Annotated in this window: 11 protein-coding genes; 2 read left to right on the plus strand and 9 right to left on the minus strand. The window is 64.6% G+C overall.

The window, feature by feature from the left end:
- Positions 1 to 10 precede the first annotated feature (10 nt).
- Genes ACK4R0_RS12950 through ACK4R0_RS12965 form a run of 4 tightly spaced genes read right to left on the minus strand, consistent with a single transcriptional unit; the run spans position 11 to position 4174 of the window.
- Positions 11 to 1432 (minus strand): sugar porter family MFS transporter, encoded by a 1422-nt coding sequence (locus ACK4R0_RS12950; RefSeq protein WP_409674527.1) that lies wholly within the window; start codon positions 1430 to 1432, stop codon positions 11 to 13.
- 21 nt (positions 1433 to 1453) lie between these two features.
- Positions 1454 to 2314, minus strand: a complete 861-nt coding sequence (locus tag ACK4R0_RS12955) for an SMP-30/gluconolactonase/LRE family protein (protein WP_409674529.1) — start codon at positions 2312 to 2314, stop codon at positions 1454 to 1456.
- Position 2315: 1 nt separating this feature from the next.
- Positions 2316 to 3092 (minus strand): SDR family NAD(P)-dependent oxidoreductase, encoded by a 777-nt coding sequence (locus ACK4R0_RS12960; protein WP_409674531.1) that lies wholly within the window; start codon positions 3090 to 3092, stop codon positions 2316 to 2318.
- Positions 3089 to 4174, minus strand: a complete 1086-nt coding sequence (locus ACK4R0_RS12965) for a fumarylacetoacetate hydrolase family protein (RefSeq protein ID WP_409674533.1) — start codon at positions 4172 to 4174, stop codon at positions 3089 to 3091. The genes ACK4R0_RS12960 and ACK4R0_RS12965 overlap by 4 nt, the downstream gene beginning before the upstream one ends.
- Positions 4175 to 4450: 276 nt before the next feature.
- Here ACK4R0_RS12965 and ACK4R0_RS12970 point away from each other — a divergent pair, with 276 nt between their 5' ends.
- Together ACK4R0_RS12970 and ACK4R0_RS12975 are read left to right on the plus strand one after the other, a co-directional pair.
- The gene (locus ACK4R0_RS12970) at positions 4451 to 6010 is read left to right on the plus strand and encodes an alpha-N-arabinofuranosidase (RefSeq protein ID WP_409674535.1); all 1560 of its coding nucleotides are present in this window, start codon (positions 4451 to 4453) and stop codon (positions 6008 to 6010) included.
- A gap of 15 nt (positions 6011 to 6025) precedes the next feature.
- A complete protein-coding gene (locus ACK4R0_RS12975; RefSeq protein WP_409674537.1) occupies positions 6026 to 8926 on the plus strand; it encodes a glycosyl hydrolase 115 family protein in 2901 nt (966 codons plus the stop codon).
- Positions 8927 to 9014: 88 nt separating this feature from the next.
- Here ACK4R0_RS12975 and ACK4R0_RS12980 read toward each other — a convergent pair whose 3' ends face one another.
- From ACK4R0_RS12980 to ACK4R0_RS13000, 5 genes are all read right to left on the minus strand, one after another.
- A complete protein-coding gene (locus ACK4R0_RS12980; protein ID WP_409674539.1) occupies positions 9015 to 9506 on the minus strand; it encodes a RidA family protein in 492 nt (163 codons plus the stop codon).
- Positions 9507 to 9596: 90 nt separating this feature from the next.
- Positions 9597 to 12236: a TonB-dependent receptor plug domain-containing protein gene (locus ACK4R0_RS12985; protein ID WP_409674541.1), complete on the minus strand. Its 2640-nt coding sequence runs from the start codon at positions 12234 to 12236 to the stop codon at positions 9597 to 9599.
- A gap of 117 nt (positions 12237 to 12353) precedes the next feature.
- Positions 12354 to 12911, minus strand: coding sequence for a GNAT family N-acetyltransferase (locus ACK4R0_RS12990; RefSeq protein ID WP_409674543.1), 558 nt, complete (start codon positions 12909 to 12911; stop codon positions 12354 to 12356).
- Between the two features lie 23 nt (positions 12912 to 12934).
- Positions 12935 to 14548: a flavin monoamine oxidase family protein gene (locus ACK4R0_RS12995; RefSeq protein WP_409674545.1), complete on the minus strand. Its 1614-nt coding sequence runs from the start codon at positions 14546 to 14548 to the stop codon at positions 12935 to 12937.
- A gap of 359 nt (positions 14549 to 14907) precedes the next feature.
- The coding region (locus tag ACK4R0_RS13000; RefSeq protein ID WP_409674547.1) for a 4-hydroxybenzoate 3-monooxygenase at positions 14908 to 15910 on the minus strand (1003 nt) is incomplete at its 5' end.

The raw sequence follows: 15910 nt of genomic DNA on the forward strand, positions 1-15910 counted from the left end.
GGCATCCCGATCAGCCCTCCATGTCCTCGAGTTCGCGACCGCGCGTCTCGACGACCATCTTCTGGACGAAGAAGAACGAGATCGCGGCAAAGAACGCATAGCCCATATAGGTGAACGCCAGCCCCGGCGATGCCGCGAGCGTGGGGAAGCTGACCGATACCGCAGCGTTGGCGATCCACTGCGCAAATCCCGCGACCGCAAGACCCGAACCGCGGATCTGGTTGGGGAACATCTCGCCCAGCATCACCCACATGATCGGACCCCAGCTGAGGTTGAAGAAGATCACATAGAGGTTGGCAGCGATCAGCGCGATCACGCCATTGTATCCGGGAAGCGACACCGCGCCGGATGCGTCGGTCACGGCAGTCGAGAACGCGTAGGCGACGATGCCGAGCGTGACCGCCATGCCGGCTGATCCGAACAGCAGCAGCGGCTTGCGGCCGACCCGATCGACCAGCAGGATCGTCGCAAGACAGGCAGCGATCGAGAGCACGCCCGACAGGATGTTGGTCTGCAGCGCGTAATCTTCCGAAAAGCCGACCGCTTCCCACAAAGCTGCGCCATAATAGAAGACGACGTTGATGCCGACCGCCTGCTGGAAGATCGCAAGCCCGATGCCGGTCCAGACGATCGGACGGATCTTGCCCGAGCTCTTGTCGATGAGGTCGGAAAGCCGGGCGCGATGGTGATCGGAGGCCAGGCTGTTGCGGATCTCGACGACCTTGCGGTCGGCCTCTGCCGTGCCGAACAGTCGCGAGAGAACGACATGCGCTTCTGTCTCACGGCCGCGCGCCACCAGATAGCGCGGGCTTTCGGGGATCACCAGCAGCGCCAGACCATAGATCGCCGCCGGGATCGCCTGCAGCCAGAACATCCAGCGCCAGGCCGGGTACCCCATCCAGAATTCGGCGGTCGATCCGCCCGCATAGCGCGCCAGCGCGAAATTGGCGACGAACGCGCCGGTGAGCCCGGTGATGATCATCACCTGCTGCACGCTCGACAGCCGCCCGCGGATGTTCGCGGGGGTGACTTCGGAGATATAGACCGGCGAGATCACGCTGGCAGCACCGACGCCCAGGCCGCCGATGATCCGCGCTATGATGAAGATGATCGAGGACGAGGCAGCGCCCGCCATCAGCGCGCTGGCGAGGAACAGGACGGCTGCCAGCATCATCACGCCGCGGCGGCCGATGCGGTCGGCCATCCGCCCGGCGCCAAAGGCCCCGATCGCAGACCCGACGAGGATCGCGCCGACATTGATCCCGATGCCCAGATTGCCAAGGTCGAAGGCGCTTTCGAGCCCCTTCTGCGTGCCGTTGATCACGCCCGAATCATATCCGAACATGAACCCGCCGATCGTCGCGACCGCGACGATCGCGATGATGAACCCGATATTGACCCGCCCTTCGGCTGGCTGTGCCACAGTCGCCATTTTCACCTGCTCCTCAAGATTTTATATATTGGCCGGTACCACCGGCAGACCGGCAACGCCGGGATTGAACGAAAACAGATCGCCCGCCAAGGGCTGCGTGCCCAGCGCCGCAGCGTCGAGCCCCTGGCGCGCCGTCGTCGCATAGGCCGTCGTCAGATCCTCGCCGCCGAACGCGATCTTGGTCACGTTCGCCACCGGAAACCGCACGAACTGCATCAGTGTGCCGGCCGGATCGTAGCGCCTGACGCCCCAGCCGTCATAAAGCGCGACCCACAGACACCCTTCGGCATCGATCACCGATCCATCGGGATAGCCTGCACCGTCCTCGATGGTCAGATGCCGCTCGGGTTTGCCCAGACTGCCATCGTCGCGGACTTCCACACGCCAGATCGTCCGGCCCAAAGTGTCGGTATGGTACAAGGTGCGGGCATCGGCGCTGATCGCAGGCCCGTTGGTGATCGACACCGGATCGAGCCCGCTGTCGCCGCACACGCCGTCGCTGCAGCGATAGAGACGACCGCTGGACTGCGCTTCGCCATCATCCATAGTGCCGAACCAGAGCCGCCCGTGACGGTCGGTCGCAGCATCGTTCAGGCGGTTGTCGGGACGGTTCGGCTCGGGATCATGCAGCAGCGCAAATGCGCCGGTCTCAGGATCGAACCGGTGGAGCCCGGTCTTGACCCCGGCAATCATATCGCCCCGGATCGAAGGCAAGACCCACCCGACCTGATCGGGCGCGGTCCAGTGGCGGGTCGCGCGCGTGGCGGGATCGAAACGGTGGACGCGCCTGGCCTTGATGTCGACGAACCAGAGCGCATCGCCCGTCCAGACCGGCCCCTCACCCAGCGTTGCAGCGACCGTCAGGACAGAGGTGACCTCCATGTCAGCGCCACCCTGCATCGATGAAATATTCGTGCCCGGTGCACATCCGGGCGTCGTCCGAAGCCAGGAACAACGCAAGCGCGGCGACGTCGACCGGCTGGATGCGTTCGCTCAGGCACTGGGCTGCGACGATTTCCGCTTCGCCCTCGGGGGTGTACCATAGCTCCTGGCGGGGGGTCTGGACATTGCCGGGGACGATGGTCGTCACGCGGATGTTGTCGCGCCCCAGATCACGCGCCAGGCCCCGGGTCATGCCCTCGATCGCCGCCTTGGCGGTCTGGTACAGTACCAGATCGCCCAGGCCCAGATGCCAGCTGATCGACCCGAAATTGATGATCGCGCCGCCGCCGTTTGCCTGCATCGCGGGGATGACGGCCTGCGCCGCGAAGAACAGGTGGCGCAGGTTGGTGGCCATGCGGTCTTCCCAATAGGCCGGGGTCACGTCCCCCACCGCGTGCCGGTCGTCGTTGGCGGCATTGTTGAGCAGGATATCGACGCCGCCCAGCTCTTCCATCACCGTATCCAGACACGCCTTGAGCGCATCGAGATCGCGCAGGTCGCAATGGTGATAGTGCACCTGGGCAAGCCGCTTGGCCAGCGCCTCGCCGGCATCGTCGTTGACGTCGAGAAACGCCACATGGGCGCCCTGCTGGGCGAAGGATTCGACCAGCGCGGCACCGATACCGCTTGCGCCGCCGGTGATCAGCACGCGTTTGCCCGCCAGGCTGGGATAGATCGCCCGCGCCTGGCCCGCCTCGATGGCTGCCATCTGTGTCATTCCGCCCCCTTGAGCAGGCCGCGGCCCGCGAGATTTTGCATCAGCGAACCGATGCCGAACGTCCAGGGCGCGGCGTCCTTAGACGTCACGACCCGGTTGACCAGCCGGCCCAGCCGGCGGCTCTCGATCGCCACCACGTCACCTGGCTTGTGAGTGAAGCCCCGCCCGGGCTCGTCGCGATCCTGAACCGGCGCGAACAGCGTACCCAGGAACAGAGCGAACCCATCGGGATACTGGTGCTCGCTCAACGTCTGGCGCACCAGATCGAGCGGATCGCGACTGATTTCGCGCATGTTGCTCTCGCCTTCGAGGACATAGCCATCCGCGCCGGTGATCGTCAGCCGGACATCGCCTTGCCGCACATCGTCGATCGTGAAGCTTTCATCGAATATCCGGACCAGCGGCCCGAGCGCGCACGATGCGTTGTTGTCCTTGGCCTTGCCGAGCAGCAACGCCGAGCGACCCTCGAAATCGCGCAGGTTGACATCGTTGCCCAGCATCGCGCCGATGGCAGCGCCAGCGCTGTCGACCAGCAGTGCGATCTCGGGTTCGGGGTTGTTCCAGTGCGAATCGGAGCGCACGCCGATATCGGCATCCGCACCCACGCTCGCCAGCACCGGCGCCTTGGTGAACACCTCGGCATCGGGACCGATCGCAACCTCGAGATACTGCGACCACAAGCCGTCTTCGATCAGTGCGGTCTTGAGCGCCGCCGCTTCGGGAGAACCGGGAACGACAGAACGGATCGACCCGCCGATCCGCGATTCGAGCCGCTCGCGGATCGCCGATGCAGCGCTCCAGTCACCGCGCGCGCGCTCCTCGATCACCCGCTCGATCGCCGAGACCGCAAAGGTCACGCCGCAGGCCTTGACGCACTGCAGGTCGACCGGGCTGAGCAGCGGGACGCTGTCGATGTCGAATGGGCCGATATGCTTGCCCCCAGCGCCGCTGAAGTCGCCGCGTTCAGCCAGCGCTGCTGCGGTCGGGGTGACGTGTGCCATATCGTAAAGCTCGCCGCGCACCACGAGAATGGGGCTGGGCCCAGCGTCGGTGAGCATGCGCCCGGCAAATGTACCGAGCATCCAGTCGTCGGGCATTGCCGATCGAAGCCGTTGGGAAACCCCCTCCATGTGATCAACCTTCTTCTTTTTCTGATAGCGCTACCATCACGGTTTTGGCGGCCTTGTCAAGCGTGCAACGCTGCGCGCCGGGCAGGAGCGAAAAAGATGTCCGGGCAATTTGTCTGAGTATTGTGGCGGGTCGCGAACTTCGCTAGGCAGGGCGCGCATGGCAAGAGTCCTGGGTTTCGTTCTTGGCGAACAAAGCAGGCGGCATGCACGATGAGAGGAAGGCCTGACATGCTGGAAAAACTGATAACCGCCGCCGCTGGCATCACACTGGCATTCGCTGCGACAGGCTCCGCCGCACGCGCGCAGGAGCCGATCGCGCAGGCCGTCGTCGCCATCGAGACCGCGCGCCCGGGCGCGCCGATCAACCGCAACATCTACGGCCATTTCGCCGAGCATCTCGGGCGCGGGATCTATGAAGGCATCTGGGTCGGCCCGGACAGCCGCATTCCCAACATCCGCGGCTATCGTCGCGACGTCGTCGATGCGCTGCGCCAGCTCGAGGTGCCGGTCATTCGCTGGCCGGGCGGCTGCTTCAGCGAGGTCTACGACTGGCGCGACGGCATCGGTCCGCGTGCCCAGCGGCCGGTGCGCACGCGGATGCACTGGGACGACACCGTCGACAGCAACGATTTCGGTACGCACGAATATCTCGATTTCATGGAGCTGATCGGGGCGCAGACCTATGTCTCGGGCAATGTCGGTTCGATGAGCCCGCGCGACATGCAGCTCTGGCTCGAATACATGACCGCCGACAACGATTCCACGCTGGCCAAGGAGCGCCGCAAGAACGGCAGGGCCAAGCCGTGGAAGATCGACTTTTTCGGCATCGGCAACGAAACCTGGGGCTGCGGCGGCAACATGCGTCCCGAATATGCCGCCGACGTCAACGCGCGCTATTCGGCGTTCATAGACCCGCCCGCCTCGATGGGGCTGGTCAAGGTGGCGAGCGGTGCCAGCGTCCAGGGCGGCGGCGATTACGAGGCCTTCACCGAGGCGATGATGAAGCACATGGGCCAGACCGATGCGCTGAGCTTCCATTATTACGCGATGCCGATGGGACGCCCCAAGAGCGAGGCGCTGGGCTTTGGTGAGGACGAATGGGCCGATGTGCTCGATCTGGCGCGGCAGATGGAGCCGATGCTGGCGCGCGTCAGCGCGATCATGGACAAGCACGACCCCGACAAGAAGGTGCCGCTGTTCGTCGATGAATGGGGGACGTGGTACAAGCTCGACAAGAATGCCAAGCCGGGCGAGCACCATTTCCAGCAGGCGTCATTGCGCGACGCGATGGTCGCCGCGCTGACCTTCAACATCTTCCACCGCCACACCGACCGGGTGAAGATGGCCAATATCGCGCAAATGGTGAACGTGCTGCAGGCGGTGATCCTCACCGAGGGCGACAAGATGGTGCTGACGCCGACCTATCATCTGTTCGATCTGTACAAGCCGTTCATGGATGCGGTGCCCTATCCGGTATCGATCGCCTCGCCCGAATATATCCATGGCAAGATCGCCATGCCGATGGTCGATGCGACGGCTGCGCGCGGCAAGGATGGCAGGCTGTATCTGGCGTTGGTCAACGTCGATCCTGATCGCGCCATCAGCGTCTCGACGCTGATGGGTACCAGCGCCTCGGGCCGTATTTTGACCGGCCCGGCAATGGACACCAACAACAGCTTTGCCGCGCCTGATACGATCAAGCCGGTGCCGTTTGCAGGGACCAGCATCAACGGAAGGCTGGTGTTCGATCTGCCCGCCAAGTCGGTCGCTGTCGTGGCCATCGACTGAGCGGGCGGCCATACGATGCTCTCTCGCCGTGAAATGATGTCGGGGTCGCTCGCTGCCGGGCTGGTCGCGAGTCCCCTGTCGGCGGCCATCGCCTTTTCTGCGGACGGGGCAGGCTTCGAAGTCGCCGCCAAGGGCGTGCCGGTGCCATTGTTCGCCGACCCTGAGGACCATCCCGGCGTGCTGCGCGCGGTGCGCGATCTTGCGGCCGACCTTGGCCGGGTGACGGGCAAGGTTGCGGGTATATCCGATGCCCCCGACCGGCCGCGCATGGTGCTGATCGGCACGCTTGGCAAAAGCCCGCTGATCGACCGGCTGGCAGCGGCGGGCAAGATCGATGTCGCGCGCATTCGCGGCAAATGGGAATCGTACACGCTGCAGACCGTCCGCGACCCGTTGCCCGGCGTCCGCGAGGCGCTGGTGATCGCAGGCAGCGACAAGCGCGGGACGATCTTCGGCATCTACGATCTGTCGCAGAACATCGGCGTGTCGCCATGGTACTGGTGGGCCGATGTCCCGGTGATCCGCCGCGAGACGGTGCGCGTCGCTTATGGCCGCTATTTCCAGGGCGAACCTGCGGTGCGCTATCGCGGCATCTTCCTCAACAACGAGGCCCCGGCGCTGTCCGCCTGGACCCAAGAGAAGTTCGGCGGGATGAACGCCGATTTCTACACCAAGGTGTTCGAGCTGCTGCTGCGGCTGCGCGCCAATTATCTGTGGCCGGCGATGTGGAACAACGCCTTCAACATCGACGATCCGCGCAACGGGCCGCTGGCCGACGAATACGGCATCGTCATGGGCACCTCACACCACGAACCGATGAACCGCGCGCACAAGGAATGGACCGAGCAGCGGCCCGGCAACGGCGAATGGAATTATCTGACCAACCGCCCCGCCGTGCAGCAGTTCTTCCGCGAGGGTGCACAACGCAGCCGGAATCGCGAGCTGCTGGTGACGATGGGGATGCGCGGTGACGGCGACGTGGCGCTCGAGGGCACCGGAGGGATCGCGTCGGACATCGAACTGCTCGAGACGATCATCGGCGACCAGCGCCGTATCCTCGCCGAGGAAACCGGCGTCGCGGCAGAGCGCATTCCTCAGGTCTGGGTGCTGTTCACCGAGGTGCAGAAATATTACGATGCCGGGCTGCGTGTCCCCGACGATGTGACGCTGATGTTCGCTGACGACAACGTCGGTTACATCCGCCGCCTGCCGACGCCCGAGGAACGCGCGCGGCGCAGCGGCGGTTTCGGCATCTACCACCACATGGACATGAACGGCGGTCCCTATAGTTACAAATGGGTCAACACCAATCCGTTCCCCAAGATCTGGGAGCAGATGAACCTCGCGCTCGATTATGGTGCCGACCGCATCTGGATCACCAACATCGGCGACCTCAAGCCGCTCGAGCTGCCGATCGAGTTCTTCCTCGCGATGGCCTGGGACCCCAAGGCGGTGACCAAGGACAGGATCACCGCATGGACCGAACAATGGGCGAGCCGCGAGTTCGGCCCAAAGCATGCCGCCGAGATCGCCAGTCTTGTCTCGCGCTATGCCAAGTACAACGCCTGGCGCAAGCCCGAGCAGCTGCGGCCCGAGACCTACAGCCTTGAGCATTATCGCGAGGCCGAGCGCATGGTTGGGCTGTGGACCGAACTTCGTGCGCGCGCCGAGGCGGTCAACCGGACGCTGCCCGAAACGCACCGCGCGGCCTTCTACCAGCTGGTGCTGCACCCGATCCGGGCGTGCTGCAACCTGACCGAAATGCTCGTCGCTGCGGCGCGCAATCGCCGCTTCGCGCAGCAGGGCCGCGCCAGTACCAATGCCGAAGCCGCGAAGGTCCGCGACCTGTTCGCCGAGGCGCACCGCTTTCGCGACTATTACAATGGCGAGCTGTCCGGCGGGAAATGGAACCACCTGATGGACCAGACCTATATCGGCTATTTCGACTGGTATCAGCCGCCGCACGACATTCCCCCGCCGGTTTCCGAACTCGACCTTGGCGATGAAGCGCGGCTCGGGGTGGCGATCGAGGGCGCCACGCAGGCCTGGCCGGGCTATTATCTCGCGCCCGAACTGCCCCGGTTCGACAGCCTGACGCGCGCTACGCACTGGATCGAGATATTCTCGCGCGGCGAGCAGCCGGTAAAGGCCAAGGTCACCGCCAGCGCGGCGTGGATCGTGCTCACGGAAGGCAAGCCGTTCAGCGCGGGCGATGGCGATCGGCGGATGCTGGTCGCGATCGACTGGGCAAAGCTCCCGCCCGGCCTGGCCACGGGCACGATCGACGTCAGCGACGGCACCGATGCTTCGGTTTCGATCAAGGTCAGCGCGGTGCGCGCCACCGCCGAGCAGGAACGTGCGGCGAAGGGCTGCTGGGGCTCGATGGGCGCGCCGTTCGCGATTCCCGCCGACGGGTTCGAGCGCAATCTGGCTGCAGGCAAGGTCCGCTGGGAGGCGATCCCCGATTACGGGCGCGTTCCGGCGGCGATGTCGATCTTTCCGGTCGACGCCGCCTCGGCAACCGACCCCGCAAACGCGCCCCGGCTGGAATATCCGGTGTTCGTGGGCGAAGCGGGCACCTGGACTTTCGACCTCGTCACCGCGCCGACCTTGCGGGTCAACCCGGCGCACGAACTGTCGTTGGCGTTATGGATCGATGATTCCGCGCCGCAGATCGTGGCGGTGTTCAGCCCCGAGGAACGCGAAACGCAGGAGTTTCTGGGCAAGGCGCACGACACCAACGCGCGCACCGACATGCGCATCATGCAGTTCAAGGCTGCGATCACCGAGCCCGGGCGTCACAGGCTGACGCTGGCGATGGTGGACCCGACGATCGTCGTCCAGTCGATCACCGCCTATCGCGATACGCTGCCGCCCAGCTATTTCGGCCCGCCGTCGCAGCGGATCGCGACCTGATCGCTGTGAACGCAGACCGATAGCCGCCAAGCAGCCACGACCGGCTGGTTCGCAGCAGGCATCATGCGATCATCCGGCGCCCGTTATGCTACGGCATCTTGGCGGCGGTCGCCTCGATCTCGATGAGGAAATTCGGCCCGGCAAGCGCGGCGACCTGAACCGTGGAGCGCGCCACGAGATTGGGGTTGGCCGCAGTCCCGAAGAACTCGCGATAGCCCGCGTTGAACCCGGCAAAATCCATCTTGCCGTCCAGTTTGGGATCGCCGACCACGAACACCGTAAGCTTGACGACATCGGACATCTTGTAGCCCTGCTTGGCGAGCGCCGCCTCGATCTTCCTGAAGGTGCTGATCGTCTGCGTCTTGGTGTCGCCATAGGCCTCGATGCTGTCGGTAACCGCAGGGTCGATCGGGCTGGCGAGTTGTCCGGAGAGCATCAGGGTTTCGGCGCCGGGCGGGATCGTCACGCCGCTCAGGATGATCGCCGGGGGCGGATTGGTGTGGCGAACGATCTGCTGCGCCTGCGCGGAGGAAGCGAACGCGAACAGCGCGGCGGTCGAAAGCAATATTGAACGGATCAAGAGAACATCCTTTCCTGAAAGATGGATACTGGTCGGAGAGGTACGGTGACGCGGCACTCGCATGCCGTGCCACCGCAGCTGTATTGCAAATCAGAACTTCACGCCGGCGCGGATATACCAGAAGCCTCCCATGTAGCTGAGCGGTGATGCGTCGTTGTAGATGCGGCCGCTGGCCTGCGCCCCGGTGGCGGCATAGATGTTGCGGACCTCGCGCTCCGGATAGCGATTGAACAGGTTTTCCGCGCCCGCAGCAATGCGGAATCGCTCCGCCAGCGTGATCCCCACCTCAAGATCGAAGCTGTGATCGGGGCGGAAGGTCTGCCGGGTGATGCTGCCGACCGCGACCGCGTTGCTGTTGTACGAGGTGATGCTGCCGAAGTAGTTCACCCGCGCGGTCGCATCGAAGATGTCATGCGACCAGGTCGTCGCCAGCACCCCGCGCCATCTGGGCGACAGACCCTCGATATTGGCCGCCCGCTGGATGTTGATCGCCGCAGGGATCGTTCGTTCGGTGACCTCGGTCTTGTTGTAGTTGACCGCAAGCGAGGTGTTGAACGTGCCGATGGTGGTCGCCGCCCGATAGGATGCGACCGCATCGACGCCCTGGGTCCGGGTCCTGAAGCCATTGGTGAAATAGTTCACCTGGCCCAGATCGAACGCATTGGCGACGCCGAGCGCAAACAGGGCCGCCTGCTGCGCGGCCGAGACGGTGAACGACGAGGTGATGGCGATGCGATCCTTGACCTCGATATTGTAGTAGTCGACCGTCAGGTTGAACCCGCCGCCCGGGGTGATCACCACGCCGCCCGAAACGCTGACCGATTTTTCCGGCGACAATGGCTGCGACCCGAAGAACAGCCCGGTGACGCTGTCCGCCGTGACCGTGGCCGTGGCGATCGGCACCGTGCTGTTGTTCGGGAAACCGGTCTGCACATTGGCGGTGGAGGCCTGGCCCGGTGTCGGCGCTCTGAAGCCGGTGCTTGCCGCGCCGCGCAGCGCGATGAAATCCGCCACCGCCCAGCGTCCGCTGGCCTTGAGGTTGAAGGTGCCGCCAAAGTCGCTGAAGTGATCGTAGCGCGCCGCGAGCCCCAGCGAGAAGCTTTCGACGATATCGCCCTCGACATCGAGATACGCCGAATAATTGGTGCGCGATCTTTGCGTCGCCGATGCCGGGCCGAAGCCCGGGAAGCCATCCGCACCGATCCCCGCCGTCTGCTGGAAGCGCGTGCCATCGGGGCGCTGCACGATCTGCAGCGCAAACGGCCCCTGCGCATAAGAGGCCGCATCCCCCAGCCCGACCTCATAGGTTTCGCGCCGGAACTCCAGCCCCATCGCGATGTTGAGCGGAGAGGCAAAGCCGACCTCCCACGGATAGCTTGCATCGAAGTTGAAGTTCGCCTCGCGTTGTTCGAGCGTGCCGAGGAAGAACTCGGTCGGCGATTGCGGGCCCAGCGAGGGGTTGTAGGTATCGGTCATGTCGTACTTGATGACATTGCGACCGATCGACGCGCTGAGATCGAACAGCACGCCAAAGCCGGTTTCCCCGCGAAACCCGATCACGCCCGAAAAGTCCTCGTTGCGGCTCTTGAAGATCGGCGTGTAGCCATTGGGAAACAGCGACGCGAACGAGAAGGTCGCGCCGGCAGCATCGAACACCGGCAGTCCGGTTGCGGTCAGCAGGCCGGGGATGCGGTTGAGATAGTTGATCCCGCCGCCGAGCCCCGAGACCGGGAAGGTCTGGCTGGCCACCGGCGCCACGCCGGGAAACGCCGTGACCCCCGGTACGGTGACCGCACGCGGCCTGCGATAATTGAAATCGACCTGCTGATCGGCATAGCCATAGTTGCCGAACAGATAGACCTCGTTGCTATCGCCGACGGGAATCGCCGAGTTGATCACCAGCCGGTACATCGTGCTTTCGGGCTGGCCATAGCGGGTCGGCGGCGTGGGCACCTGGATGCCCAGCGCCCTCAGCGCCGCTGAATCGGGCCGGTCGCGCGCGCGGTCGAACAGCCCCTGGTCGACGAATTCGGCGCTGACGTTGAAGAACCCTTCGCCCAGCTTGAACCCGGCATTCCCCGCGATCTGGATGTCCTTGCCGTCGCCGCGATAGGTCTGGCCATAGCGGGCGTTGAGTTCATAGCCGCTGTCATTGTCGCGCAGCCCCAGGTTGATTACGCCTGCAATCGCATCCGAGCCATATTGCGCGGCAGCGCCATCGCGCAGCACCTCGACCCGGCTCAGCGCCACCGAAGGGATCTGCGACAGATCGGCGCCCTGCGATCCTGCCGACAGCGAATCGCCTGCGACCTGCACCAAGGCGCTGCGGTGCATGCGCTTGCCGTTGATCAGCACCAGGATCTGATCCGGCGGAAGGCCGCGCAGCGTGGGCGGGCGGACGAAGGCGGTGCCATCCGCTCCGGCGTTGCGCTGCTGGTTGAACGAAGGCACCAGGTTCTTGAGGATGGTCTGCAGGCTCGGACTGGCCTGGCTGGCAAGGTCTTCGTTGGTGAACACATCCACCGGAACCGTGGATTCGATCGCTGTCCGGTCGCTCCGGCGCGTGCCGGTGACCACGATATTGGTCCGGTCTGCCGCCGCATTGTCTTCGTCGGCCGCATCGACTGCGGGCTGATCAGCAGCCGCTGTCGCTGTCGTCGCCGATGCGTTGTTTGAAAAGACCACCATGCCGATCGCCAGCGCGGTGCTCGAAACCCCCCGTAAATTCATCACTGTAAGCCCCCTTTGCATTAAAGTTGAGCTTTCCAGTCATCACCCCCAATGATCCTGGTCTGGTGCCAGGATGTGTTTGGTTCGTCCCTGCGATGATAAGATTTTGTGTGTCGTCTAACGCGAGCTCTGGATCTGCTCCCTCCTGATGTTCGGGCCGTCGCCGGCCGGTTGAAACGTCTTGTGCATCGGCACGAAGTCGATGGCTGTTCCGTGATAGTCCAGCGTCACTGCCGGCAAGGACCGATAGCCGTGCGCCGCATAGAAGGGCACGCCGGGCAAGGTCGCCATCAGCTCGGCCGCCTTGAACCCGGCTGCAATAGCGGCGGCCTCGCATGCTGCGAGCAGCGATGTGCCGACACCGCGCCGCGCAAAATCCGGCGCCACGAAGAAGGCCCGGATCTTGGCCGGGGCGGTTTCAGGGTCGACATACCCCGATGCCCGCCCAGCAAACCGGTCCGATCCGAACAAGGTCGCGCGCCTGCTCCACCCGCCGCACCCGGCCAGTCGCCCGTTCCGCTCGACCAGCAGATAGGTGCCATCCTCGACGAGCTCGCTGTCCACCCCGAAGACGTGCGCAATCGCCGCTTCGGTTTGCGCGTCGTCATAATGGCCGACGCTGAGCTGGCGCGCCGAGGCGGCGATCAGGCCTTCCAGCGCCGGGATGTCGGTCATGGCGGCCGCACGAATGAGCACGGTCAGGCCGCGGCTCGGCGCGGCTCGGTGACATTCCTCTCCGCCATCTGCCGGACCAGCGCGCCGACCGTGGCATGTGCCGATTGCAGCGCGCCTTCCTGCCACCCCGGCGTCTGGCTGAGCGCCGCGCCGGAAAAGAAGATGCGGCCTTCGGGCTCGCAAAGCAGCCGATAGGCGGGCGTGTCGGTCCCGGCATGCTCGCGCTGTCTCACACCCGGGGTCCAGTTGGGCCAGGGTCCGAGGCTGTAGGGCACCTTGCGCCAGTTGACGACCAAAGGCGCGCTGCAGTCGGCGCCGTGCCCTGGGTGCACCCTGTCGATTGCGGCGCGCGCCATCGCGATCTGTTCGGCGATCGGGCGCCTGGCGAATTTTATCCCCGGCTCGCCCGAACTGTAGCAACCCAGGATCATCCCGCGATCGCCGTGCAGCCCCCAGGATGGATACCAGATCAGGCTGGTCTCTCCGCCGACGAAGGTCAGGCCGCCATAGATCTGGTCCTGTTCCCAGAAGCGCGGTGCATCGAACGCGACCTTGTTCGAATCCTCGTAGACCACCCCGGCGATCGCCGTGGCGACCGGCTTGGCGAAATTGGCGTCGATCCCGGCCAGCACCGGGAACGGGATGGTGCAGACGCAATAGTCGGCCTTGATCGTCTGCGCCCGGCCATTGCGGGTATCGACATAAGCAATTTCGACACCATCGGGCCGCTGGCGGATGCGCCGGACATCGGCGTTGAGCACCGCGCGCTGTTTGAGGTTGCGTTCGATGCCTACCGAGATCTGGTCCATGCCGCCCACCGGCTGGAACATCGTCGCCTGCATGTAGAGATTGTCTTCAAATCCCATCATCTGCAGCTGGTCGTTGGCAAGCAGGTCGCCCAGCGGCACCGGCGCCGGCGCGCTTTCAAAGCTCGAAACGCCTGCCCCTGGGCCGGTCTTGAAGCCGGATCGCGTCGTGCCCTTGAACGCGTAATCGCCCTCGAGATCGCCGTAGAATTTGAGGAACGGCAGCAGCTTGGCCTTCTCATCGACGCTCAGCGCCTGATCGAGCGCGCCCTGGTTGACCGCCTTGGCGAGCAGTTCCGAGATATGCCCGCGCATGTCGTTGACGGCGGTGCGCATCCGCAGCTTGCTGCCGTTCCCGGCAACGAGATAGGCCGAGCGGCTGGAATTGACCTCGACCTCGAGCGGAACGCCGAACTTCTTGGCATAGCCCAGCACGCCCTGGTGGAAGCTGGGCAAGCGCGCAGGCCCGGCGTTGAAATACAAGCCTTCGGAAAAACGCGCGGTCTGCGGCTGCTCGCCGATCATCTCGATGGTGTCGCCGTCGCGCACCGTCCACGCCTTGCCGCCGACGCGGCTGCGTGCCTCGAGCACCGTCACTGAAAAGCCGCGCTGCTGCAGCTCGTAGGCGGCGACCAGCCCGGCAAAGCCTGCCCCCAGCACCACCACCGACCGCCCACTGCCCAGATCGCCCGGCATCTGCGCCAGCGAAGCCGCATTTGCCGCAGCGGCTTCTGCAATGCCGAACCATCCCATGGTCTGCATCGCGCCAGCAACGGCCGCAATTCCCCCCGCCGCACCGATACGGTGCAGCACCCTTCTGCGTGTAATCATGTTGAATGCCCCCATTCAGTCAATGCAGGCCTTCGGTCACCCCATCCGGTACAGCGAGTCTGGCTGAACGTCCGATGTCATGGTTGCCACTTGCACGGGCATCGCCACGACACGGAGAGCACATCTGCTGCTTTATGTTGCAGTGCAGGATAATTCAGTCTCGAAGGACCCACAAAGCACGCCAGTTGGGCGTTGTCCTTTGGGCCAGTCGTGAGCAGAAATTTCGATTTTCAGCTGATTTCCGATAGGAACATCGTTTGATTGTCGTGGCAAGAGATTTTTTCGCCGACCCCGATTCTTTTGGGTGCACCGCAACATGAATTGCCCAGCGGGACGCTAGGGTAGCGTGTCGTCGCGCGCTAGAGCGGCAGCCCGACATAGTTTTCGGCGATGGCCGTCTGCATCGCCGGGGAATGCGCGAGGTACTCGAGCTCGGCGATCTGCATGCGCCGCTCGAACGATCCCTGCTGCGGAAAACTGTGCATCAGCCGGGTGAGGCTCCAGCTGAACCGCTCGGCCTTCCATATCCTCGCAAGTGCGCGGCGCTGGTAGTCAAGCAAGCCCGCCTCGCCGCGCTGCGCATAATGCGCGATCAGGCCGTCGGCCAGATATGTGACATCGGACGCCGCCAGGTTGAGGCCCTTGGCGCCGGTCGGCGGCACGATATGCGCGGCATCGCCAGCCAGGAAAAGCCGCCCGTAGCGCATCGTCTCGAACACATACGACCTGAGCGGCGCGATCGACATCTCGAGCGCCGGCCCCCGGGTCACGCCATGGCGCGAAATGCCGTCGAAACGTCCTTCGAGCTCGTCCCACAGCCGGTCTTCGCTCCAGTCGGCCAGCTTTTCGCCCTGCGGCACCTGGATATAATAGCGGCTGCGCGTCGGCGAGCGCATCGATGCCAGCGCAAAGCCGCGCGGGCCGTTGGCATAGATCAGCTCGTCATGGCACGGCGGCACATCGGCCAGGATGCCCAGCCAGCCGAACGGGTATTCATGGGTGTGCTCGCGGGCCTTCGAGACCGGGATGGCGCGCCGCGACGGGCCGTGGAAGCCGTCGCACCCGGCGATAAAATCACACTCGATCCGATGCGCCACGCCATCCTTGGCAAAACTGACGCTCGGCGCGTCGCTGTCAACATCGTGCAGCGCGAGATCCTGCGCCTCGAACACGATGTCGAGTTCGCGCTGCGGCGCGGCAGCGATCAGGTCGCGGGTGAGCTCGGTCTGGCCGTAGACCATGACCGTCTTGCCGGTCAGCGCCTTGATGTCGATGCGGACCATGAGGTCGCCATCGGCAAGGTTGAAGCCGTCTTCGACCAGCGCCTCGCGGTTCATCCGCGCATCGAGCCCCAGCCGGTGC

The organism is Blastomonas sp., assembly GCF_046294995.1.
Taxonomy (GTDB): domain Bacteria; phylum Pseudomonadota; class Alphaproteobacteria; order Sphingomonadales; family Sphingomonadaceae; genus Blastomonas.